The 20,919-nt window shown below is 69.4% G+C and carries 17 protein-coding genes; 10 read left to right on the forward strand and 7 right to left on the reverse strand.

The window, feature by feature from the left end; translation table 11 throughout:
- Positions 1-549: 549 nt before the first annotated feature.
- Positions 550-897 (reverse strand): type II toxin-antitoxin system PemK/MazF family toxin, encoded by a 348-nt coding sequence (locus tag VGC47_07115; protein HEX9855066.1) that lies wholly within the window; start codon positions 895-897, stop codon positions 550-552.
- Positions 897-1,121 (reverse strand): ribbon-helix-helix domain-containing protein, encoded by a 225-nt coding sequence (locus VGC47_07120; GenBank protein ID HEX9855067.1) that lies wholly within the window; start codon positions 1,119-1,121, stop codon positions 897-899. Before VGC47_07120 ends, VGC47_07115 begins: the two co-directional genes overlap by 1 nt.
- Before the next feature lie 143 nt (positions 1,122-1,264).
- Between VGC47_07120 and VGC47_07125 the strand changes: the two genes are divergently transcribed.
- Positions 1,265-1,954, forward strand: a complete 690-nt coding sequence (locus VGC47_07125) for a hypothetical protein (protein HEX9855068.1) — start codon at positions 1,265-1,267, stop codon at positions 1,952-1,954.
- Positions 1,955-2,259: 305 nt separating this feature from the next.
- The gene (locus VGC47_07130) at positions 2,260-4,263 is read left to right on the forward strand and encodes a calcium-binding protein (protein HEX9855069.1); all 2,004 of its coding nucleotides are present in this window, start codon (positions 2,260-2,262) and stop codon (positions 4,261-4,263) included.
- Between the two features lie 91 nt (positions 4,264-4,354).
- Here VGC47_07130 and VGC47_07135 read toward each other — a convergent pair whose 3' ends face one another.
- On the reverse strand, positions 4,355-5,110 hold the full coding sequence (locus VGC47_07135) for a hypothetical protein (GenBank protein HEX9855070.1): 756 nt from the start codon (positions 5,108-5,110) through the stop codon (positions 4,355-4,357).
- A gap of 243 nt (positions 5,111-5,353) precedes the next feature.
- Between VGC47_07135 and VGC47_07140 the strand changes: the two genes are divergently transcribed.
- The 3 genes from VGC47_07140 to VGC47_07150 all read left to right on the forward strand — a co-directional run bounded on the left by VGC47_07140 (position 5,354) and on the right by VGC47_07150 (position 10,596).
- A complete protein-coding gene (locus tag VGC47_07140) occupies positions 5,354-7,402 on the forward strand; it encodes a dehydrogenase E1 component subunit alpha/beta (protein HEX9855071.1) in 2,049 nt (682 codons plus the stop codon).
- 100 nt (positions 7,403-7,502) lie between these two features.
- A complete protein-coding gene (locus VGC47_07145; GenBank protein HEX9855072.1) occupies positions 7,503-9,668 on the forward strand; it encodes a hypothetical protein in 2,166 nt (721 codons plus the stop codon).
- A 58-nt stretch (positions 9,669-9,726) separates the two neighbouring features.
- A complete protein-coding gene (locus VGC47_07150) occupies positions 9,727-10,596 on the forward strand; it encodes a GNAT family N-acetyltransferase (GenBank protein ID HEX9855073.1) in 870 nt (289 codons plus the stop codon).
- A 1-nt stretch (position 10,597) separates the two neighbouring features.
- Here VGC47_07150 and VGC47_07155 read toward each other — a convergent pair whose 3' ends face one another.
- On the reverse strand, positions 10,598-11,026 hold the full coding sequence (locus tag VGC47_07155) for a DUF3151 family protein (GenBank protein ID HEX9855074.1): 429 nt from the start codon (positions 11,024-11,026) through the stop codon (positions 10,598-10,600).
- A 107-nt stretch (positions 11,027-11,133) separates the two neighbouring features.
- Between VGC47_07155 and VGC47_07160 the strand changes: the two genes are divergently transcribed.
- From VGC47_07160 to VGC47_07175, 4 genes are all read left to right on the forward strand, one after another.
- Positions 11,134-12,528, forward strand: coding sequence for an FAD-linked oxidase C-terminal domain-containing protein (locus VGC47_07160; protein ID HEX9855075.1), 1,395 nt, complete (start codon positions 11,134-11,136; stop codon positions 12,526-12,528).
- Positions 12,525-13,574 carry an FAD-binding protein gene (locus VGC47_07165; protein HEX9855076.1) on the forward strand — a complete coding sequence of 350 codons (1,050 nt, stop codon included), beginning with the start codon at positions 12,525-12,527 and terminating at the stop codon, positions 13,572-13,574. Before VGC47_07160 ends, VGC47_07165 begins: the two co-directional genes overlap by 4 nt.
- Entirely contained in the window at positions 13,571-14,782 is a 1,212-nt protein-coding gene (locus VGC47_07170) for a (Fe-S)-binding protein (GenBank protein ID HEX9855077.1), read from the forward strand. Before VGC47_07165 ends, VGC47_07170 begins: the two co-directional genes overlap by 4 nt.
- Before the next feature lie 86 nt (positions 14,783-14,868).
- Positions 14,869-15,837 (forward strand): C-terminal binding protein, encoded by a 969-nt coding sequence (locus tag VGC47_07175; GenBank protein HEX9855078.1) that lies wholly within the window; start codon positions 14,869-14,871, stop codon positions 15,835-15,837.
- 1 nt (position 15,838) lies between these two features.
- Here the strand turns inward: VGC47_07175 and VGC47_07180 are convergent, their stop codons facing one another.
- On the reverse strand, positions 15,839-17,380 hold the full coding sequence (locus tag VGC47_07180; GenBank protein ID HEX9855079.1) for a hydantoinase B/oxoprolinase family protein: 1,542 nt from the start codon (positions 17,378-17,380) through the stop codon (positions 15,839-15,841).
- Positions 17,377-19,314 (reverse strand): hydantoinase/oxoprolinase family protein, encoded by a 1,938-nt coding sequence (locus VGC47_07185; GenBank protein ID HEX9855080.1) that lies wholly within the window; start codon positions 19,312-19,314, stop codon positions 17,377-17,379. The genes VGC47_07180 and VGC47_07185 overlap by 4 nt, the downstream gene beginning before the upstream one ends.
- A 44-nt stretch (positions 19,315-19,358) precedes the next feature.
- Here VGC47_07185 and VGC47_07190 point away from each other — a divergent pair, with 44 nt between their 5' ends.
- Positions 19,359-19,613: a NifU N-terminal domain-containing protein gene (locus VGC47_07190; GenBank protein HEX9855081.1), complete on the forward strand. Its 255-nt coding sequence runs from the start codon at positions 19,359-19,361 to the stop codon at positions 19,611-19,613.
- 125 nt (positions 19,614-19,738) lie between these two features.
- Here the strand turns inward: VGC47_07190 and VGC47_07195 are convergent, their stop codons facing one another.
- Positions 19,739-20,584 carry a conjugal transfer protein gene (locus VGC47_07195; protein HEX9855082.1) on the reverse strand — a complete coding sequence of 282 codons (846 nt, stop codon included), beginning with the start codon at positions 20,582-20,584 and terminating at the stop codon, positions 19,739-19,741.
- Positions 20,585-20,919 lie beyond the last annotated feature (335 nt).

Consider the following 20,919-nt stretch of genomic DNA (forward strand, 5'->3'; position numbering starts at 1 on the left):
ACGGCTGCTGGGTCGGCCGCGGCGGCGGCATCACGGCGAGGTGCGAGTTTCCGAAGAATCGTCCCAGCTAGTGGTCTGTCGTCCAATTGGTGACGTCGGCTCTGGACCGTCGGGCCGACGCCGCAAACCGGGGACGCCACACACTGCCCGGCCCCCTCGACTCGGCCTGCGGCGCTCGTCGATCCCCCGGAGACCGGGGGATTGCGTAGAAGCCTGCCAACCGTGTGGACGGCCACACCCACGCTGTCTCCCGCTCGGCGGGGGACCGGCGAGCGGTCGCTCTGCGACCCGAGCCGAGGGGGCCGCTTGGCAGACCGGACCGGAGGGTCCCCCTCGACTCGGCCTGCGGCGCTCGTCGATCCCCCGGAAACCGGGGGATTGCGTAGAAACCTGTCAACCGTACGGACGGCCACACACGCGGTCTCCCGCTCGGCGGGGGACCGGCGAGCGTCCCGCCAGTGACCGAACCGAGGGGGCTCGAGTTGTCCAGCCACGCAGATCGATGCCTCTTTCTCGCGTTCGATGGTGCCGTGATCTGGTGCGGAAGCGTCAGTGGCCCAAGTGGATGCTCAGGGCATCGTCGATGTCGAGCATCAGCGCCGGCGGTACGGTCCCGACCTTGTCGGTGACACGCTCGATCGAAACAGAGCGGACTTGTTCGGCCTGGGCCTTCGAATCGAGATCCAGGCCGGTCTCGGTTGCGGGCAGGAGCACCTGAAAGGGATACACCCGACCGACGTTGGATGTCACGGGAACCACGGTCACGACGCCGCGTCCCAACTTGGCAGCGGTCGTGTTGGCACCGTCGTTGGAAACGATCACCGCCGGACGCCGCTTATCGGCCTCGCGGCGGCGCGCCGGGTCGAGGTCGACGAGGCGGATCTCTCCACGCAGCATCAGCCGGATGCCAGTCCATCGCCTACCGCGGCGTCCCAGGCTTCGGCGTCGCCGGACTCGGACCACTCCTTCCACGCCTCGGCGTAGTCGGCGCCGAGCCCCGACGCGCGAAGTAGGCGAACGGCCTTGCGAACGACCGCCGACCGGGATTCATAGCCCTGCGCTTGCGCGTACTGGTCGAGGAACTCGACATCCTCGTCAGGAAGGCTCACACTCAGCTTCATACTAGGATACTACCACTGGTAGGCCATGTTGCGTACCACACGGATCACGCACCGCTTCCCGGGCGCCAACCTCCGATCGACGCCGGGTCCGACCTCGATCGCACCGGCTGTGGGACCACGCGTCTCTTCCTACGATCGCGGGTGTGTCAGACGCCGTGCCACATATCGGGACTCTCAGGGAGAAGCCGCTCCACGCCTCCCTGAAGCGGTGGTACGCCCGCGCCGGCGATCGAGTCGAGGTCCCCGTCGACGGATTCGTGATCGACCTGGTCCGAGAGGATCTCCTGATCGAGGTGCAGACGAGCGGCTTCTCGTCGATGAAGCGGAAGGCAACGTCACTTCTCCAGCTCGGGCACCGTTTGCGGATCGTTCACCCGATCCCCGTGGACAAGTGGATCGTCAAGGTCGACGCCGAGGGCGCCGTCCTGAGTCGACGCCGATCTCCCCGACACGGCGCGCCGACGGACATCTTCGCCGAGCTGGTGAGCTTCCCCGAGCTTCTGGTGCATCCCAACCTCGAAGTCGACGTGCTTCTGACCATCGAGGAGGAGTACAGACATCTCACACCCGGCCGAGCCTGGCGCCGCAAGGGATGGGCCGTTGCGGAGCGCCGATTGATAGAGGTGGTGGACTCATTGCTCATCACCGACAGCGAAGACCTGACAAGGCTCCTGCCGGACGGTTTGCCCGAGAGGTTCACCACTGCCGATCTCGCCGCGAAGCTGGGCCGATCCCGGCGCGCCGCCCAACAGATGGCGTACTGCCTTCAGAGAGCCGGGGTGATCGTGGCCGTCGGCAAGAACGGCAACACGGTTCGATATCGGGTGGGATGAGCACCCGTCGGCAGTACGTCACCGTTGCGCCGGATGACGATCGGGCGGTCTCCCGGTGGCATGACAACGCTGCGATCGCAATAGAGGCGAGCATCCATCGCTCGGCCGCCCTCAGGTCCCTCGCCGTGTTGACTAGCCCATTCGTGCCGCGCCCAAACCATCTTTGGGTTACCCCGCGACCACCTTAGGATGCGACTTCTGAGACGCTCAGCCACGCAGAGTAGGGGCTCGGGCACGAATGGTGGTAGCGCAGCCATAGGAAGGCATCCTGGAGCTGCGCCGGAGACGAAAAGGGGATTCGACCTATGGCCAGACTCCGGAAGATGGCGCTGGCGACCGTCATGGCGCTCGCGCTGCTCTCACTCCCGGGTGTCGCCGTCGCGGCGGTCGCAACCTGCAATGGACTCACGGCAACGATCGAAGGCACGCCGGGAGCCGACATCCTCGTCGGCACGGCGGGACCGGACGTGATCCAGGGACTCGGCGGCAACGACGACATCAAGGGCTTCGACGGAGACGACGTCATATGCGGGTCCGTCGGCGACGACATCATCGACGGCGGCGGCGGCAACGACGTCATCATCGCCGGGCCCCAACAGACCGTCGGAACCGACAGGGACACGGTCACCGGGGGACCGGGAAACGACACCATCAACGGTGGAGCGGCGGGCGACACGCTCTCCGGCGGCGGCGGCAACGACGTCATCTCGGGTGACAAGGGCTTCGACACGATCGACGGCGACGCCGGCGACGACGAGTTGTCCGGAGGTGCCGGAGACGACACGATCAATGGCGGCGAGGGCACCAACCTGCTGCTCGGAGGTAGTGGCGACGACACCCTCAACGGTTGGACGGGCGTCGACACCATCAAGGGCGGTTCAGGCGATGACGGCCTGTTCGGCTTCGCCGGAGCGGACACTCTCCTTGGCGGCGGAGGAGCCGACACCTTGCGCGGCCACACCGGAGCGGACGTCCTCAAGGGCGGCGGAGGCAACGACGACATTGCCGGCGCCCAGGACGACGACTTGATCGTCGGAGGCAGCGGGAACGACGTGCTCGATGGGCAGTCCGAGAACGACGAGATCCACGGCGGCAAAGGCGTCGACACCATCGACGGCGGGACGGGCGACGACGAGATCTTCGGCGATGAGGACGGCGACGTCGTCAACGGCGGCGACGGCAACGACACGATCGACGGTGGTGACGGCGACGACACCCTCAACGGCGGTGACGGCAACGACACGCTGCTCGGTTCCGCAGGAGAGGACTTGCTCAACGGTGGCGACGGCAACGACACGATTGACGGCGGCGACGACGACGACACCATCAACGGCCAGGTCGACGACGACACGCTCTCGGGCGGGCTCGGTGTCGACCTGATGTCAGGAGGCACCGGAGACGACACGATCGACGGTGGTGACGGAGACGACGTCATGTTCGGGGACGCCGGCAACGACACCATCGGTGGAGGCCTCGGCGATGACTACGCCGACGGCGGCACGGACAACGATGTGGTCAGCGGGGGTGAAGGCCACGACGAGTTGGTCGGAGGCCTCGGAGACGACACCCTCAACGGAGACGCCGGCGACGACGAGCTGCGCGGTAACGATGGCAACGACACGATCAACGGCGGCGACGGCGCCGACTTCATCCAAGCCGGCGTCGGCGACGACCTGGTGGACGGCGGCGCCGGCGACGACGGCATCATCGGTGACTTCGGCAACGACACGCTGTCGGGTGGTCTCGGAACCGACTCCCTCGACGGCAACAGCGGCGCCGACATCCTCGATGGCGGCGACGGCAAAGACACCATCAACGGTGGAGCCGGCGACGACCAGATCTCCGGTGGCAAGGGTGCGGACACGATCTCGGGGGGCACGGAGAACGACACGATCGACGGCGGCTCGGGCAAGGACATCCTGGCCGGCAACGCAGGCGACGACGTCATCGATGGCAAGGGCGGCGCCGACCGTCTCGACGGGTCGACGGGCAACGACATCCTCCGCGGCCAGGGAGGCGCCGACACGCTCATCGGGCTCGACGGCGACGACCGGCTCATCGGTGGGGGCGGCAACGACACCCTGCGGTCGCATGCAGGAGAAGACGTCATCTTCGGTGGGGGCGGCGACGACCTTCTCGTCGGGGGCTCCGAGAACGACGAGCTCAACGGCGGTGCCGGCGACGACAACCTCCAAGGTCAGGCCGGAGACGACATGCTCGACGGCGGCGCCGACGTCGACACGATCGACGGCGGCAGCGACTTCGACACCTGCGTGAACGGCGAGATCACCGTCAACTGCGAGGCCTGAGCGACGGTTCGCAGTGGGCGACGAGAGGAGGCCCCGGGGACGACCCCGGGGCCTCCCGAGCTCGAACGGCTCCGCCCAAGCCTGGGCGGCGTCAGTTGCTGTACGTGACAGCCTGGAGCGGTGCCCAGCGGCTCGCCACGGCGGCGTAGTGGATGCCGGCTTCGTCGTAGTCGAATCGCTCGAGGGCGTCGAGGGATGCGATGACATCTGCGCCGGACTCGTCGAGCACGAGCTCCGTCTCCTCGAACAGAGCGGCGACGGTCGCGTAGTCCAGCTCGAGCACGCCGTCCGGCGAGAAGTCGCGCAACCACCGTTCGAGGCTCCGAATCTGTCCGACGACCGAGTCGTCGAAGCCGGCTTCGTCGACGATGCCTACCGCCCTGGCGACTCGATCCACCGCAGCGGTGAGCGATGCGCGATATCGAATCGAAGGGCCGGACGGGGTGGTGTACAGCTCCCGCTCGTCCGCCGTGAAGGCGCTGAACCAGCGGAGCGGGACGTGCCATGGACTGGTGAGGATGTGCGAGCGGGCTGCGGGGTGCTCGGTGCGCAACTCGCTCAACTGCTCGGCGACGGCATGGAACGTCTGCTCGGGGACGATCATCGCCCCCGGGTACGTCGAGTTGAACGCCAGAGCGCCCTCGAGCATCCGCAACAGCGGGAACCGCGGGCACACGTAAGCCGATCCGCCGAAGTCGATCTCGAAGGCGTCGTGGGTCGTCGGCTCTTGCCACACGAAGTGGTCGCTGCCGCGCACGACGCGAACGTTGCCCCTGGAGGCGTGCTTCGGGAGCGTCGCAACTCGATCTCGAGGCACGTAGACGCGGAGGTATGAGGCCAGGATCACCCCTCGATGGTACCGACGTCTCGGGCCACTGAGGCGCCCACCGGCTACAATGAGGGCCAGGGAAAGCCACCGACGACCGAGAGTGAGGTGCGCATTGCGGGTGAGCCTGGGGGGTCGCCACTCCGTGAGCCTCCCCGTACGCCCCCTCGGCCGCCGAACCGATGCGACACACGATCCCGCCCCAGGCGGGATCACTTTTTTGGCAGCGATGGCGTATGGCACGGCCCGCCGCGGGACGAGGCGATGACGGAGGAGGACATCCGAATGCTGGAGCTGGACAGCATCCGCGACCACAAGGCGCTCGGGCTCGAGGACTCCGACCTGATCGACATGTACCGAACGATGGTCACGGCGCGCCGCGTCGACGAGCGGATGTGGGCGCTCAATCGCCAAGGGCGTGTGCCGTTCGTGGTTTCGGTGTCCGGGCACGAGGCGTGCCAGGTGGGGGCGGCCTTCGCCCTCGACCCCGAACGCGACTGGTCCCTGCCCTACTACCGCGACATCGCGTTCAACCTGGCGATGGGGGTCACGCCGTACGACATGTTCCTCGGCGTCTTCTCGAAGGCCGCCGATCCCGCCTCGGGCGGAAGGCAGATGCCGAATCACTGGTCAGAGCCCGATCTGCACATCTTCACCCACTCGTCCGTCATCGCCACGCAGTTCCCGCACGCCTGCGGGATCGCCCACAGGCTCAAGGCGACGGGCTCGGACGGGGTCGTTGCCGTGATGAGCGGCGAGGGGGCGACATCCGAGGGCGACTGGCATGAGGCGATGAACTTCGCAGGCATCCATGCGCTCCCGCTGATCTTCCTCGTCGAGAACAACCTCTATGCGATCTCGGTGCCCGTCGACGAGGAGATCGCCGGTTCGGTATCCGCCCGGGCAGCCGGCTACGGCATGCCCGGCCTCGCCATCGACGGCAACGACGTGCTGGCGGTGTACGGCGCCATGTCGACCGCCGTCGAGAGGGCCAGATCAGGCGGAGGGCCGACGCTCGTCGAGGCGAAGACCTATCGCTACAACCCACACACGTCCGATGACGATGACAAGCTCTATCGCTCGGCCTCCGAGGTCGAGTGGTGGCGCCGCCGCGACCCGATCTCCGTGCTCCACCAGTACCTCGTCGAGTCGCGGCTCCTCGGCGAGGGCACCGAGGCGTCCATCGACGAGGAGGTTGCCCGGCTGGTCGCCGATGCGGTCGCCGCCGCCGACGCAGCAGACGACCCGACCGACCCCCTGGCCTACGTGTACGCCAAGCCGATCGAGCCGTCGACTCCGGTGACCGAGCCGGAGGCGCCGCCCGCCGGCGAGACAGTCAACCTGATCACTGCGATCAACAGATCTCTGCACGAGGTGTTCGAGGCCCACGCGGACGTGTGCCTGTTCGGCGAGGACGTCGCCGACCCGAAGGGCGGTGTCTTCAAGGCAACCGTCGGGCTGACCGACACGTTCGGGCCGGATCGCTGCTTCAACTCGCCGCTGGCCGAGTCGCTGATCATCGGCATCGCCATCGGCGTGGCGGCTGCCGGCGGCAGGCCGATCGCCGAGATCCAGTTCGCCGACTTCATCCATCCGGGGTTCGATCAGATCGTGAGCGAGGCGGCGCGGATCCACTACCGATCGGCTGGGCGCTGGACGTGCTCGATGGTCGTCCGAGTCCCGTACGGCGGGGGCATCCGGGGTGCGCTCTACCACAGCCAGTCGATCGAGGCCTTCTACGCCCACGTCCCAGGGCTGAAGGTGGTCGTCCCCTCGACCCCGGCGGACGTCAAGGGGTTGCTGTTCAGCGCGGTCGAGGATCCCGACCCCGTCATGATCCTCGAGCCGAAGCGCCTGTACAGGTCGGCCACCGGTCCCTACCCGGAGGGCGAGCACCGCGTGCCGCTCGGCAAGGCATCGGTGCGACGCGCCGGGCACGACGCAACGGTCATCGCGTACGGAACGATGGCACATTTCGCATCCGAGGCGGCCGACCGCCTCGCCGAGGAGGGCCTGTCGATCGGAGTGCTCGATTTGCGCTCCCTGCGACCGCTCGACTGGCCTTCGATCGAAGCGGCGGTCCAGGCGACGGGGAAGGTCCTCATCGTCCACGAAGACACCGGATTCGCAGGCTTCGGCGCCGAGATCGCAGCCCAGATCGCCGAGAAGTCACTCGACTGGCTCGACGCCCCGGTGATGCGGTACACCTCACCCGAGGTGCCGCTCTATCCGTACGCCGAGAATCTCGAAGCGATGGTCATGCCGTCGGTGGACGGCATCGTCGAGCACGCTCGGTCGCTGGCGGCATACTGACCGGCTGAGGCGCCGCCCACCGGGAGCGAACCGGATCGCACCCGGAACCGAGGCCGGTGACAGGGCGTCCCATCCGACACACAGTGCGGAGGTGCTCTTCTTGAAGACGGAAGCCCCGCCCTCGCCGCGGAGGTTCGAGGACGTCTATTCGTCCGCCCGCGGCGATCTCTTCCGCGCACTCGTGCTCACCACCGTCGATCCCGATGTCGCCGTTGAAGCCGTCGACCGGGGCTTCGCCCGGTGGGCGGGCAGGCTTCGAGGCGACGCCGAACCGGCGGAGCCGGCCGTCCTCGGTGAGGCCTACAGGTGGGTGCGCAAGCGAACCAAGCGGCGTAACCAGCGCGTGGGCGGGTTCCGCAGACGCAACCCGATGGACCGGGATGCCGCCTCGGCGCTTGCCGCCTTCCGCGAGCTCTCGCTCGATGACCGCATCGCTCTCGTCGTCAAGCACCAGCTCCAATGGGACGACGACCGCCTCGGAACGGTGATCGGGTTGTCCGCCGACGACGCCGGGGCCTTGGCGATGTCTGCCGAGGGGAGGCTCCAGAAGCGATCGGCGAGCCTCGACTTGCTGGCAAGCGCCTTCGCGGCACAAGCCGGGGAGCTGCACGAGCCGCTGGAGCGGGCCGGATCGGCCAGGCGCCGTGGGATGCTCCTGCGCTACTCGAGGATCGCCGCGGCGGGCGCGGCGGTCGCCGCCCTCGCCACCACTGCAACCGTCGCCGTCTTCCGGGGCGAGCCGTCCCCGGAGCCGACGCCCTCGAGCGTGCCGGGGTCGGCTCAGGTCATCGCATCGGGCACCATCGTCGACCTGGAGTGGGTCCAGTCCGGCGTGCCGATCGAGCAGGGTGACGTCACCGCTTTGGTCCACACCGAAGACGGCTTCCTGCTCCTCGGCAACGACTACACGGGCAGGTTCGGTGCCGCACCCGTCGCCCTCCGCTCCGATGACGGCGTCTCATGGGAACAGCTCGCTTCGCCGCCGGTGGGCAACGGCTGGATCCAATCACTCGAGTTCTTCGGTGACGACCTCGTCGCCGTCGGCTCGACGGCCGGCAACGGGCGGGATGTACCGACCGTGTGGATCTCGTCGGACGGGCTCGAGTGGGTGACGAGCGAGTTGCCGGTCGATACGCAGGTCGAGATCGAGGGGGCGACGTACAACGTGTACACGTGGGTGTCCGGCGTCAGCTCGTCGAAGGATGAGCTCACTGTGATCGGGACCATGAGCACGGACGTCGACCTCCAGCAGCTCGTGGCCGACCGCCTCCCGGAGGGAGTCACGCTGGACAACGGGTGGGGCACCTCTCAGGACGGTGTCGAGTTCTACGACAACTCGGGTCAGGTCGTCGGCAGGGCGACGTGGGCCGAGCTCGGCATCCCTCGAGAGCTGGCGCGCCTCATGAGCGGCGAGAGCTCGGTGCTGTGGGTGACGAAGGACGGGACGACCTGGGAGCAGCAGCAACTCGACGTCGACGTCCCGAGAGGCCGTTCGGTGGCGGGGCTCGCCGGTGTCGGTGAAGTCACCGCCGCCCTCGTGTACGGCCCGTTCTCGACCGAGCTGTGGCTCGAGGGAGGCGAAGGATGGCAGCGCGCCAGCATCCCGGAGGGGCGCGTCGTCACGTCGATGGTGTCGGTCGGTGAGACGTTGTACGTCGCGGGCACCGACGCCTCGTCTGCGGGGGCCGTCTGGTCCACAACAGACGGCGTGACGTGGGAGAAGGTCGCAGCCACCGACGGGCCCGGTCACGTGACTCGTCTGTCGCGCAACGACGAGGGTGTCCTCGCCATGGTGCAGCACGCCGAGGACCTCGCAGGCATCGGACCGGCGGTCGTGGAGAAGGACGGGCTGACGATCGAGATCACGCAAGATGGCATGCACCGGGTACTCGAGGACGGCGAGGAGGTCGTCACCGTGTTCGGCGCCGACCTGGTCACGAACGACGACGGCTCGGTGACCATCCTCGACGATGACGGATCCGACCTCGTCCTGCTCACCCAGGACGAGGTACAGCGCGCTTGGGAGCGCTATTACGAGCGAGGGCTGGACCCGGGCGAGACGTCGGCCCCGGGCATTCTGCTGCTGGCGTCGGACGACGGCGAGACCTGGGTGACGATCGATGTCGGCGCCGGTATCGGCGATGGGTATTACCCGATGGCCGCCGCATGGGCTGACGGGATTGCCATCTTCGCCGGCAGCCGCGAGGGCGGTTTCATCGAGGATGGCGGTCCTGGGGTCTCCATCTGGGTGGGCACCCGGCCCTGAGTGGACGATCCGGCGGCCGCCGGGAGCATCGCGGCAGGCACTCCTATCCTCGCGTGCGATGACCTACACGATCCGGGAGGCGCGGCCCGGCGATGGCGAGGCGATCGCCGCCTTCACGGAAGACACCTTCGAGTGGGGCGACTACGTGGCCGACGCTTTCGGGCCTTGGCTCGACGATCCGGCAGGGCACCTGGTCGTAGCGGCGGACGAGGCCGACCGGGCGGTTGCGACCGCCTTCGGCACGCTCGTGTCCGACCAAGAGGCCTGGCTGCAGGGGGCGAGAGTGCATCCGGCTTGGCGGCGCCGCGGGATCGCAGGTGCGCTCGATGAGGTCCTGGAGTCGTGGGCCCGGCAACGTGGCGCCTCTGTTGCCAGGATGGTGATCGAGGCGTGGAATACCGCGGCGCAGGCCCAGGTCGGGTCGATCGGTTACCGGCGTGTCTGTTCGTGGGTGCACGCCGAGCGCAGCGTTGGAGCAGCCTCTCCGGTGACTGCCGGGAACGGCGGCAAGAGGGTCGCCGCCAGCGAGCAGCTCGTCAGAGCACATTCGTCAGAGGCGGAACCGGCCTACGTTTCGTGGAGTGCCGGCCAACTGTCCAGGGCAGGCCGCGGGCTCATCGGCATCCGATGGCGCTTCCGCCGTCTCACGATCGACGATCTCAAGTCTGGGGCCCGCCACGACGCATTGTGGGCGGCGCGCAGCGGGTGGGTGCTCGGAGCGAGGCACGGTGAGATGTTCGAGGTGGGGTGGCTGGAGACTTCGGAGGAGGATGCAGCCGACCTGGCCAGGGCCATCGTCGACCTCGCCGCCGACCAGAGGGCGGAGCTTCTGGAGGTGTGGGCGCCCGACGTGGGCTGGCTGGCGACCGCGCTGCGCAGGGCCGGCTGCGAGCTCGATCAGATGAGCGTCTGGGCCAAGGCCCTCTGAATCAGATGCCGGCCGGCCGATCAGGGTCGAGCTCGTCCAGGAACCGGGCGATTCTGTCGACCTCCTCCTGCTCGCCGATGACCGCGGCCGCCTTGCCGAGGCCGGTCAGGGCGCGCAAGAAGCCCCGATTCGTCTCGTCGCGCCAGCGCACGAAGCCGCCGCCTCGCCATCCTGCACCTCGCAGGGCATCGAGGCCCCGGTGATACCCGACGCGGTGGTATGCGTACGACTCGACGGGATCACTCGCCAGCCCTCCCAGCCGGGCCCACGCGTCGATGAACCGGGGCCATCTCGCCACGACCTCGGCGATCTCCCGCCTCGGGTCCTGCGACGCCAACGCCGCTTCGAGTGCCTCGATCGCCTCACCCGGCTGGGGAGGCAATACGGTGTCCGGGGGTGGCCCCGATGCGACGTCGATCTGATGCGTCAAGCCCTTCTCCCTCGTACGGCCCCGTGGCGCGACACCGCTATGTTGCCATCGAGGGGCGCACGGGGCGCCGCTCGAGTTCCGCCTAGTCGTCGCGAGGGTGATGTCGAGTGACCGCCGCATCCGGGCCGCCGGCAAGCGACCACTTGCGCAGGCTCCTCTACCGGGCGGACGGCGCCGTCACCGGCGACATGCCCGTTGAGGTCGTGATACCCGATACGGCGGAGGACGTCGCCGAGGCGGTGCGCAACGCCACGGCAGCCGGTCTGTCGATCGTGCCGAGGGGTGCCGGCACCGGCCTGTCGGGTGGAGCTTCTCCGCTGGGACGGGCGGCCGTCGTCTCGCTGATGCGCCTCGACCGGATCCTCGACGTGGACCCTGACAACCGCACCGCGCTGGTCGAGCCCGGCGTCCGCAACCTCGAGCTGTCGAGGCACACCAGGGCCGACGGTCTCATGTTCGGGCCCGACCCGTCGTCGCAGTCGACGTGCACGATCGGCGGCAACATCGCAACGAACGCCGGCGGTCCGCGCTGCTACGCGGTGGGGAGCACGACATCGCACGTGCTCGCCGCGACCGTCGTGCTCGGGGACGGCTCGACCGTCGAGGTCGGAGCCGACTACGCCGACCCGATCGGATTGGACACGAGGGCCGTCGTTGTCGGTTCCGAAGGGACCGTCGGGCTCGTCGTCAGGGCACTCGTGAAGCTCTCGCCGGTGAGCGAAGCCACCCGGACCGTGTTGTGTGCCTTCGCCCGGCTCCAGCAGGCAGGCGACGCCACCGCCCGGATCGTCCGGTCGGGGGTGAACGCCACGTCGATCGAGCTGATGGATCGCACCACGATCGCCATCTGCGAGAACTTCACCCAGGCCGGGCTGCCGCTCGAAGCCGAGGCGATGCTGCTGTGCGAAGTCGAAGGGACGGATCTCACCATCGGAGAGGAGCTCGCCGACCTCGAGAGGCTGGCGAGCGAGGCGGGCGCCTACCTGGTGCAGGTAGCCGAGTCCGAGGAGCAGGCGACCCTGTGGTGGCGGGCGAGGAAAGGCGCATTCGGCGCAGTCGCCCAGCTGGCCTCGAACTACCACCTCCACGACGGCGTCGTCCCTCGCACCCGGCTCGTCGAGGCTCTCGAGAGGGTTCAGGAGATCGGCCGCCGGTCCGGGACACTGATCCGGCTCGTCGCCCACGCCGGGGACGGCAACCTCCATCCACTCATCCCGTACGACGGGAGCGATCCGGAGCAGTCGGAGCGGGTTCACGCCGTGTCGGAGCAGATCATGGACGTCTGCCTGGAGATGGGGGGCGCCGTCAGCGGGGAGCACGGCGTCGGGGTATCGAAGGTGCACCTCATGGACCGGGTCTTCTCAGCCGTCGATCTCGAATATCAGGGTCACATCAGGTGCGCCTTCGATCCCGACGCCGTGATGAACCCGCGCAAGGTGCTTCCCTCGCCGCCGTCGTGCGCCGAGCGGATCGTGCCTCTCGACTCGGAGATGTGGGTGTGACCGTGGTCGCCCCTCAGAGCGTCGCCGAGCTCGCTGCCACGGTGCGCCAGTGCGCCGCCGCCGGGACGGCGTTGCGACCGAGGGGGTCCGGGTACGAGATGGCGGCGGGCAACCCGGTCGAGGCGCCCGTCACGATTCACACGGGGCGGCTCGACGAGATACGACAGTTCGATCCGGACGAGCTCGTCATCAGGGTCGGGGCGGGGGTGACGATGGAGAAGCTGCACGCCACGCTGTCGGAGCACCGGTTGCGCGCCGTCGTCCCGCAACGGCCGACGGCGCGGACGATTGGCGGCGTGATCGCCTCCGGGGCATCGGGCTACGAGCGGTTGCGCTACGGGCCGGTGCGCAACCACGTGATCGGCATGACGCTGGTGTCGGGGGGCGGTGACGTCGTCGAGGCGGGAGGCCGGGTCGTCAAGAACGTCACCGGATTCGACCTGTCGCGGCTCTGCGTCGGGTCTTTCGGTCGGCTCGGCGTGATCGCCGAGGTCGGGCTGCGGGTGTTCCCCCGGCGCGGGTCGGTGGCAGTGATCGCAGTGGAAGAGCCCGAGGCGGCTTGGCGCGGCTCGGCTCGGCCGCTCGCAGTCGTCGGGACCAGGGACGGGGCCTTGGCACTCGTCGAAGGGTCGGACGAGGCCATCGACAGCCAGGTGACGTCGTTGAAAGGGGAGCTTCGCGACGGAGCCGAGCTGCCCTCGCCCGAGGAGTGGTCGTGGCGGGCGACCGTTCGCAGCAGGCCCTCCGAGCAGCCCGGGTTGCTGCTGCGGTTGCCGGCGCACTGGGACTACATCGCCCAGTACGGCGTCGGGCTCACCGAGGTCGGTGGCTCCGAAGCGGTGGTCACGGACGACCTCGCCTCGGTGCGGGCGGCGGCCGAAGCCACCGGCGGGCGCCTCGTCATCCATCGCCTCCCGGAGGCCCAGCGGGCGTCGATCGACGCCTGGGGGGCTCCGCCACCCGACATGGTGATCCAGAGGCGAATCGTCGCCTCGTTCGATCCGCACGGGATCTTCAATCCCGGCATCCTCCCGGAGGGCCTGTGACCGACGTCTCGCTGTTCGACATGGCGGCCGCAGACACCTGCGTGAGCTGCGGACTGTGCCTCCCACATTGTCCGACCTTCCGCTTGACGGGCGACGAGCTCTATTCACCGCGGGGGCGACTTGCCGCGATGACCGCCGTGACGCAGGGGATCGTCGCCGTGGACGCCGAGTTCGATGACTCGCTCTCGACGTGCCTGGGCTGCCGGGCGTGCGAGGCGGTGTGCCCCGGGCTGGTTCCATACGGCCCCTTGTTCGAGGCCGCCCGGGCGAACCTGACCGCCGAGCAGCCGACCGCGGGGCGAACTGCGCGCCGCTTCCTTCTCGGCAGATGGCTGGCGTGGCGACCCGGCATGCGCATCGTCACAGCCATCGGCGCCATCGCGCAGCGTTTCCGCCTCGGCCGATTCATGCCCGGGTTCGCCCGGAGGGGACTCACCGGGCTGCGTCCACTCGCCAAGAAGGGGCCGTCGTGGGTGGGGCGCACCGTCGAGGCGGTCGGGCCGAGCAGAGGTACCGTCGCCGTGCTCGCCGGGTGCGTCATGGATCAGTGGTTCGGGGGCGTCCACGCCGCAGCCGCTGCGGTGCTGTCGCGGGCCGGCTACCGGGTCGTCTTCCCGGCGGGTCAGACCTGCTGCGGTGCCCTGGCGGCGCACGACGGCCAGGTGGCGGCCGCCCAGCGCCTCGCAGGCCGCAACGCGGCGGCGTTCGCCGATGCCGATCTGGTGGTCGCCGACGCCGCCGGGTGCTCGGCCCATCTCAAGGAGTACGGCCGCTGGACCGAGCGTGGTGAAGCGCTCGGAGCCAAGGTCAGGGACGTGACGGAGCTGGTTGCTTCGCTCATAGCCGAAGGGGCCTTGCCGACGGTGACCGAGCACCGGGGCACCGTGGCGGTTCAAGATCCGTGTCACCTGCGCCACGCCCAGCGCATCACCGCCCAGCCACGAGCCATCCTCGAGGCGGCGGGCCTCGATGTCGTCGAGATCGACGTCGACGGGCTCTGCTGCGGCGCGGCAGGCATCTACTCGGTCACCCACCCGCAGACCTCCGAGGAGCTCGGGCGCCGCAAGGCCAGCCAGGTGGTCGCCAGCGGAGCGGCCGTCGTCGCCTCGGCGAATCCCGGCTGCGAGATGCAGCTGCGCGCCTACCTTCCGCCCGGCATCAGGATCGCCCACCCCGTGGAGCTATACGACGAAGCCATCACGAGCTGAACGGCCGGCGGCGGCCGCCTCACCGGACGGGAACCGCTGGGCGCTACCGTCCCCGGGCAGTCACCGAGCCCCGGAGGTTGATCACGATGCCCGGTCCGCTGGTTGCCGTCACCGACCATGTCTTCCCGGACCTCGAGCCGACCATGCGGGTCCTGTCGGGGATAGGCGCCGAGGTGCGGCTGGCGGACTCGAAGACACCAGAAGCGATCCTCGACGTTGCCCGGCAGGCCGACGGGGTGATCGTGTGTTACGCAGAGGTCGACGCCGGGATCATCGAAGGGCTCGAGCGGTGCAGGGTCATCGCCAGGACCGGTATCGGGTACGACAACGTCGACATCGCGGCCGCCGCCGCCAAGGGGATCGTCGTCACGAACGTGCCTGAGTACTGCGAGGACGAGGTCTCGGATCACGCCATGGCTCTTCTGCTGGCCCTCGCCCGCAAGGTCGCCTCGATGAACGCTCTGGTCCATCAGGGCACGTGGGACGCCGGACTCGCCAAGCCGCTGTATCGCCTGCGTGGGCGGGTCCTCGGTCTCGTCGGATTCGGGAAGATCCCTCGTCTCGTCGCAGCCAAGGCCCAGGCCTTCGGCATCGAGGTGCGCGCCTACGACCCCTTCGTCCCGGCAGAGGCGTTCGCCGCGCTCGGCGTGGCGCAGGTGACGTTCGACGAGCTGCTCGCGACGTCCGACTACCTGTCCGTACATGCTCCACTCACGGAAGAGACGCGCAACATGGTCGACGCGGCCGCTCTGGCGAAGCTGAAGGACGGCGCCATCCTCGTGAACACGGCTCGGGGGCCACTCGTCGACGTCGAAGCCGTCGCCGACGCCCTCGACTCCGGCCGGCTGGCAGCCGTCGGGCTGGACGTGCTGCCGGACGAGCCCCCTTCGAGCTCCCTTCGTCTCCTCGGCAGGCCGAATGCGCTGCTCACGCCGCACATCGCCTTCTACTCCGAGGAGTCGATGGTCGACCTGCAGGCGAAGGCTGCGGAGCAGGTGGCGCTCGTCCTCAGCGGCGGTCAGCCGCAGTACCCGGTCAACCTCGGCATGATGTGAGTCACGGGGCGCCGAACCCTCCGCCGCCCGGGGTGAGGACCCGGAGCACGTCGCCCGGCTCGACCTCGAACGTCGTCTTGCCCGGGAGGCGCTCGGGCTCGCCCCCTGCCCGGAGGATCCAGTCCTCACCGCACGCTCCTGGACCCCCGCCCTCCAGTCCCCAGGGTGGAACTCGGCGCCGTTCCCCCATGAGCGACACGGTCGCCGACTCGAGGAACCGGATCTCGCGATGGATTCCGTCTCCACCAGGGAAGCGCCCGGTCCCGCCGCTGCCGCGCCGCAGCCCGTAGCGGAGCACCTGGAACGGATAGTGGGTCTCCAGCGACTCGACCGGAGTGTTCTTGGTGTTCGTCATCCCGGTGTGGATGCCGGACTGCCCGCTCCTGGTGGGGCGTCCTCCCTGGCCGCCTGCGATGGTCTCGTAGTAGGCGAAGCGATCGTTGCCGATGAGGACGTTGTTCATCGTCCCCTGGCCGGCGGCGGGGACCCTGTCCGGAGCCGCCTGGGCAAGCGCACCGAGCACGACATCGGCGATGCGCTGGCTCGTCTCGACGTTCCCGGCCGCCACCGCCGCCGGGGGCTCGGCATTGACGATGCTGCCGGCAGGGGCGTCGAGCGCGACCGCCCGGTAGCAGCCGCCATTCGTCGGGATGCTCGGGTCCGTCGCCACGCGCACCGCGAAGTAGAGGCACGACAGCGTGACGGCCTCGACGGCATTGATGTTCCCGGCGACCTGCGGAGCCGAGCCGGAGAAGTCGGCGTGGAGGCTGCCCCCGTCGACGGTGATCGCCACCGAGATCGGGATGTCGTCATCGCGCCACTCCATGACGTCCGTGAAGCGGTACGTCCCGTCGGGAAGGGCGCGCAGCGCAGCATCCATGCGGCGCTCTCCATAGTCGAGCAAGGCGTCGCTCAGGGAGGAGAACACGTCGAGCCCCGCCCGCTCGGCCAACTCGATGATCCTGCGGGCCCCTGCCTCGTTGGCGCCCAACTGCCCCGCCAGGTCACCGTGGCGCTCCCGCGGGGTCCTCGTTGCGGCGATGAACGGTTCGTAGAAGCCGGGATCCCACCGACCGTTGCCGACCGCTCGCGTCGGGGCGACCCGGTGGCCCTCCTGATCCACGGTCGTGGCGTCGGCGGGCATCGATCCCGGCGCCTCGCCTCCGACGTCGGCGTGGTGGGCCCGGTTCGCCACCCAGGCGACCAGCCGTCCGGCGGCGTGAACCGGGCGCACCAGCGTCAGGTCGTTCAGGTGGGTGCCCCCGGCGTATGGGTCGTTCACGGCGTACTGGGCCCCCGGCTCCACGTCGCTGCCGAACGTGTCGATCACCGCCGCCACGGATGCGGGCATCGAGCCGAGGTGGACCGGGATGTGTTCCGCCTGGGCGAGCATCTCTCCGGACGGGGTGAAGAGCGCCGCCGAGCAGTCGGCGCGCTCCTTGATGTTCGGCGAGTACGAGGTGCGGCGGAGCACGACGCCCATCTCCTCGGCGACCGCTTCGAGCCGGTTGCGGGTCACCTCGAGGGCGATCGGGTCGATCACCACTCGATCTCCAGTGCGCCCGTGTCGTGGATCGTCGCCTGCTCGCCCTTCCCCACCCACGTCGTCGCCTCGGCCTCGGCGACGACGGCGGGCCCCGCCACGACGGCTCCCGGCATGAGCCCCTCCCTGCGCCACACCGTGACCTCCACCACCTCGCCCTCGACCGGGACCTGCCTGACTCCGATCCGTGCGGCACCAGCCGGGCGGTGCTCGGGGAGGTCTTCCCAACGCAGCACCGGCCGCCCGACGGCCTCCGCCCGGACGGCGACGACCTCGATCGGGTCCGTCTCCATGGCGAAGCCGTTTCGATCCAGGTGAGCCTCGTGGAAACGAGCGGTGAGGTGCCCCCATCCGGCCCCCGGCTCGAGGGGGAGCGTGAGCTCGTGGGACTGCCCCATGTAGCGGGCGTCGACGAGGCGCGACACCGCAGCCTCGTCTGGGCGCCCGAGCCGTCCAAGCGCGGCGGCCTCCAGCTCGTCGCCCAGGCGATCGATGGCCGTCGCTCCGACCTCCGTGAGCAGCGTTCCCCGGGCGACGTCGACACGCGGCGGGCTGAGCAGCAGCCCGACAGCCGAGAACACGCCTGCGTACGGGGCGACGACGGCGCTCGCCATGCCGAGGGAGCGTGCCAGCGAGGAGGCGTGCAGCCCTCCGGCACCTCCGAAAGCGACCAGCGTCGCCCCCCGCGGATCCGCCCCTTCCTCCACGGACACGCGCCTGATGGCACCCGCCATCACCTCCTCGACGATGGTGACGATCCCGGCGGCGACGGCGTCGACGTCGAGACCGAGCGCCTCTCCGACGGTCGCCAGCGCCGCAATGGCGGCGTCGTGATCGAGGGCGAGCCCGCCGGCCAGGGTGCCGCCGATGCGTCCGAGACAGAGATCGGCGTCGGTGACGGCCGGCTCGATCCCACCACGCCCGTAGCACGCCGGGCCCGGCCGGGCCCCGGCGGAGCGGGGTCCGACGCGGAGTGAGCCGCCTTCGTCGATCCACCCGACGCTCCCACCTCCCGCCCCGACGGTGTGGATGGCGACGGCAGGCATCCGGCATGGGAAGTCGGCGACCGTGCGCTCGTAGGTGACCTCCGGCCGCCCTCCCTCGATGCGGCAGACGTCCGTCGACGTGCCGCCCATGTCGAACGAGATCACTGTGTGGCGTCCCATGGCGGTACCGAGGGCTGCCGCCGCAACAACGCCGCCGGCCGGGCCCGACAGCAGGATCGAGGCCGGGAGCGCCCGGGCCTCGTCGATCGAGATGAGCCCCCCGGAGCTGCGCATCACCGCGATGTCCTCCGGCAGACCGGCTGCGCCGGCACGCTTCGCCAGGTGGCCCAGGTAGCGGGACGTCTCGGGAGCGAGGAAGGCGTTGACGACCGTGGTCGCCGTCCTCTCGTACTCCCGGAACTCGGGGACGACCGAGCTCGACAGGCTGACGAGTGCGTTCGGGCGCAGCTTGGCGACCTCGTCGGCTACTGCCCGCTCGATCGACTCCATCTCGAAGCCGTACAGCAGACTCACCGCGACCGCCTCGGCGTCACCGATGCGGTCGGCGAAGTCGGCGCCGATCGTTCCGTCGCGTCCGACCCCCACCCGCCGTTCCGCCGGTACGAGCGGGTCGGGACGGTCGGCGAACGGGTCGTACAACGACGGCCGATCCTGCCTGCCGATCTCGATGACGTCCTCGAAGCCCTCGGTCGTCACCAGGGCCGTCTTGGCGCCTCTCCGCTCGAGGAGGGCGTTCGTCGCGACGGTCGTCCCATGGATCAAGCGGTCCGGCGTCGCCGCCAGCGCAGTGGCACCTTCTATCACCGCCCGGCTCTGGTCGTCCGGGGTCGACGAGACCTTGCCCGCCTCGAGGACGGTGCCGTCCCACGAGACGAAGTCCGTGAACGTGCCGCCAACGTCGACCCCGAGCACCCGCGGCGCGGTCACGGGGTCGAGCTACGATCGCCGGTGCCCGCCATCGGAGGACGACCATGCCTGTCACCGTCGAGAACACGCCGAACCCGAACGCCCTGAAGTTCACGGTCGGGGCCGATGTCGGTGGCCCGAGGACCTTCGTCGCAGGCAGGGAAACCGACGACCCGGTCGCCGCGGCGCTCGTGGGAATCGACGGTGTGACGAGCGTCTTCATGAGCGCCGACTTCGTGACGCTCTCGAAGCGTCCCGAAGCGTCGTGGGACGAGATCGCGCCGGCGGCCGCCGACGTGCTCGAGCGGCATTACGGCTGAGCGCCGGCACGCAGGGGTTTCGTGATGCACGGGAGTCGAGGCTAGGGCGGCGCAGAAGAGGTTCGTGCAGACGCGTGGGGGTCCGTCCACCGGTGGGGTGCGCCCGGAAGTCTCGCGGGGGCTCCTCAGCCGACGTCGACGCGCAGCGGCCACCGGATGTCTCCCGGCCCGGCGACCGTCACGATCACGCGCCAACCGTCGCTCGTTCGGCTCGCCGCCACCAGCTCGGGGTCCCCGCCGTACTCGGATGCTCGTGTGAGGGCGGCGTCGATTGTCGCCTGGTCGGCAGTCTCGGGATCGGGCAGTCGAGTGGCACCCAGCGCCGGCAGCGCCGTCGGCGCAGGAAGATCAGTGATGGTCATGCCGGTCGCCGTGGCGCTGAGCCGGACGATGACGGCCTGGCTCGGCGACCGGTTGAACGAGCCGTCGAGTGCCGAACTGAGCGTCCTGTACTGAACGACGATGTCGTACCGGCCCGGCTCGGCCGACTCGACGGCGACTGCTCTGGCCCACTCGACGTAGCTGGTCGACGTTGACCTGCCGTGCGGTAGCAGGGCGAGCACCTCGTCTGAGAGGTACCCGTGCAAGGCGTCCGTCGTCGCGCCGTTGCCATCCACGGTGAAGAAGTCGGTGACGAAGGTCTCGGCGCTGGCGACCGCCAGCCGGATCTCCTCGTCCGGGAGCACTGCCATGAGATCGGCTTCCGAGTAGAGCGCCGGCTCCGGGGGGGTCGTGCCGGGGAGGGTCGTCGCCACGGGAGCGGAGGTGGCGACGACGACGGGGGCGGCGGCCGGTGGCTGGGGCTCGCCGGCGGAGTCTGCGCCGATGACACGTGCGCCCAGCATCCCCACGGCGAGGGCGGCCACCGCAACGGCGCCGAGGACATACAGGCGGGCCCGGTCGGGGGTGGCGGCTTCGGCCAGCCGGGCCCACGGGATGTGCTCGAGCTCTTCACGGTCGACGGGTTCCATGGCACGGAACGTATGTGACGGCGGCGACCTTCGCAATAGGGCCGGCCTCACCCGCCGATGTAGCTCATCTCTACGGATGGTTCTCGTCGCTCTGCGTTGATGCTGGAAACGCCCTCCGACCTGGGGACCTGTGAATCAAACTCTTGTGATTGCTACCCGGGTCGATTCGCCCGAGGGTGTGGGCCCGAAGCTCCAGTGGTGCGTCGTCCTGGTGACCTCGGCTCTCGACCGCCGGGTGGCCGACGCTGCAAACCGGGGACGGCCACACAAACGCGGTCTCCCGCTCGGCGGGGGACCGGCGAGCGGTCGCCCTGCGACCCGAGCCGAGGGGGCAC

The organism is Acidimicrobiia bacterium (genome assembly GCA_036396535.1).
Taxonomy (GTDB): Bacteria; Actinomycetota; Acidimicrobiia; order Spongiisociales; family UBA5794; genus DASWKR01.

Excerpts from the sequence above, each read along its gene's own strand:
- VGC47_07140 (HEX9855071.1), top strand. The coding sequence starts at position 5,354 with ATGACGGAGGAGGACATCCGAATGCTGGAGCTGGACAGCATCCGCGAC.
- VGC47_07190 (HEX9855081.1), top strand. The coding sequence starts at position 19,359 with ATGCCTGTCACCGTCGAGAACACGCCGAACCCGAACGCCCTGAAGTTC.
- VGC47_07175 (HEX9855078.1), top strand. The coding sequence starts at position 14,869 with ATGCCCGGTCCGCTGGTTGCCGTCACCGACCATGTCTTCCCGGACCTC.
- VGC47_07115 (HEX9855066.1), bottom strand. The coding sequence starts at position 897 with ATGCTGCGTGGAGAGATCCGCCTCGTCGACCTCGACCCGGCGCGCCGC.
- VGC47_07195 (HEX9855082.1), bottom strand. The coding sequence starts at position 20,584 with ATGGAACCCGTCGACCGTGAAGAGCTCGAGCACATCCCGTGGGCCCGG.
- VGC47_07130 (HEX9855069.1), top strand. The coding sequence starts at position 2,260 with ATGGCCAGACTCCGGAAGATGGCGCTGGCGACCGTCATGGCGCTCGCG.
- VGC47_07150 (HEX9855073.1), top strand. The coding sequence starts at position 9,727 with ATGACCTACACGATCCGGGAGGCGCGGCCCGGCGATGGCGAGGCGATC.
- VGC47_07120 (HEX9855067.1), bottom strand. The coding sequence starts at position 1,121 with ATGAAGCTGAGTGTGAGCCTTCCTGACGAGGATGTCGAGTTCCTCGAC.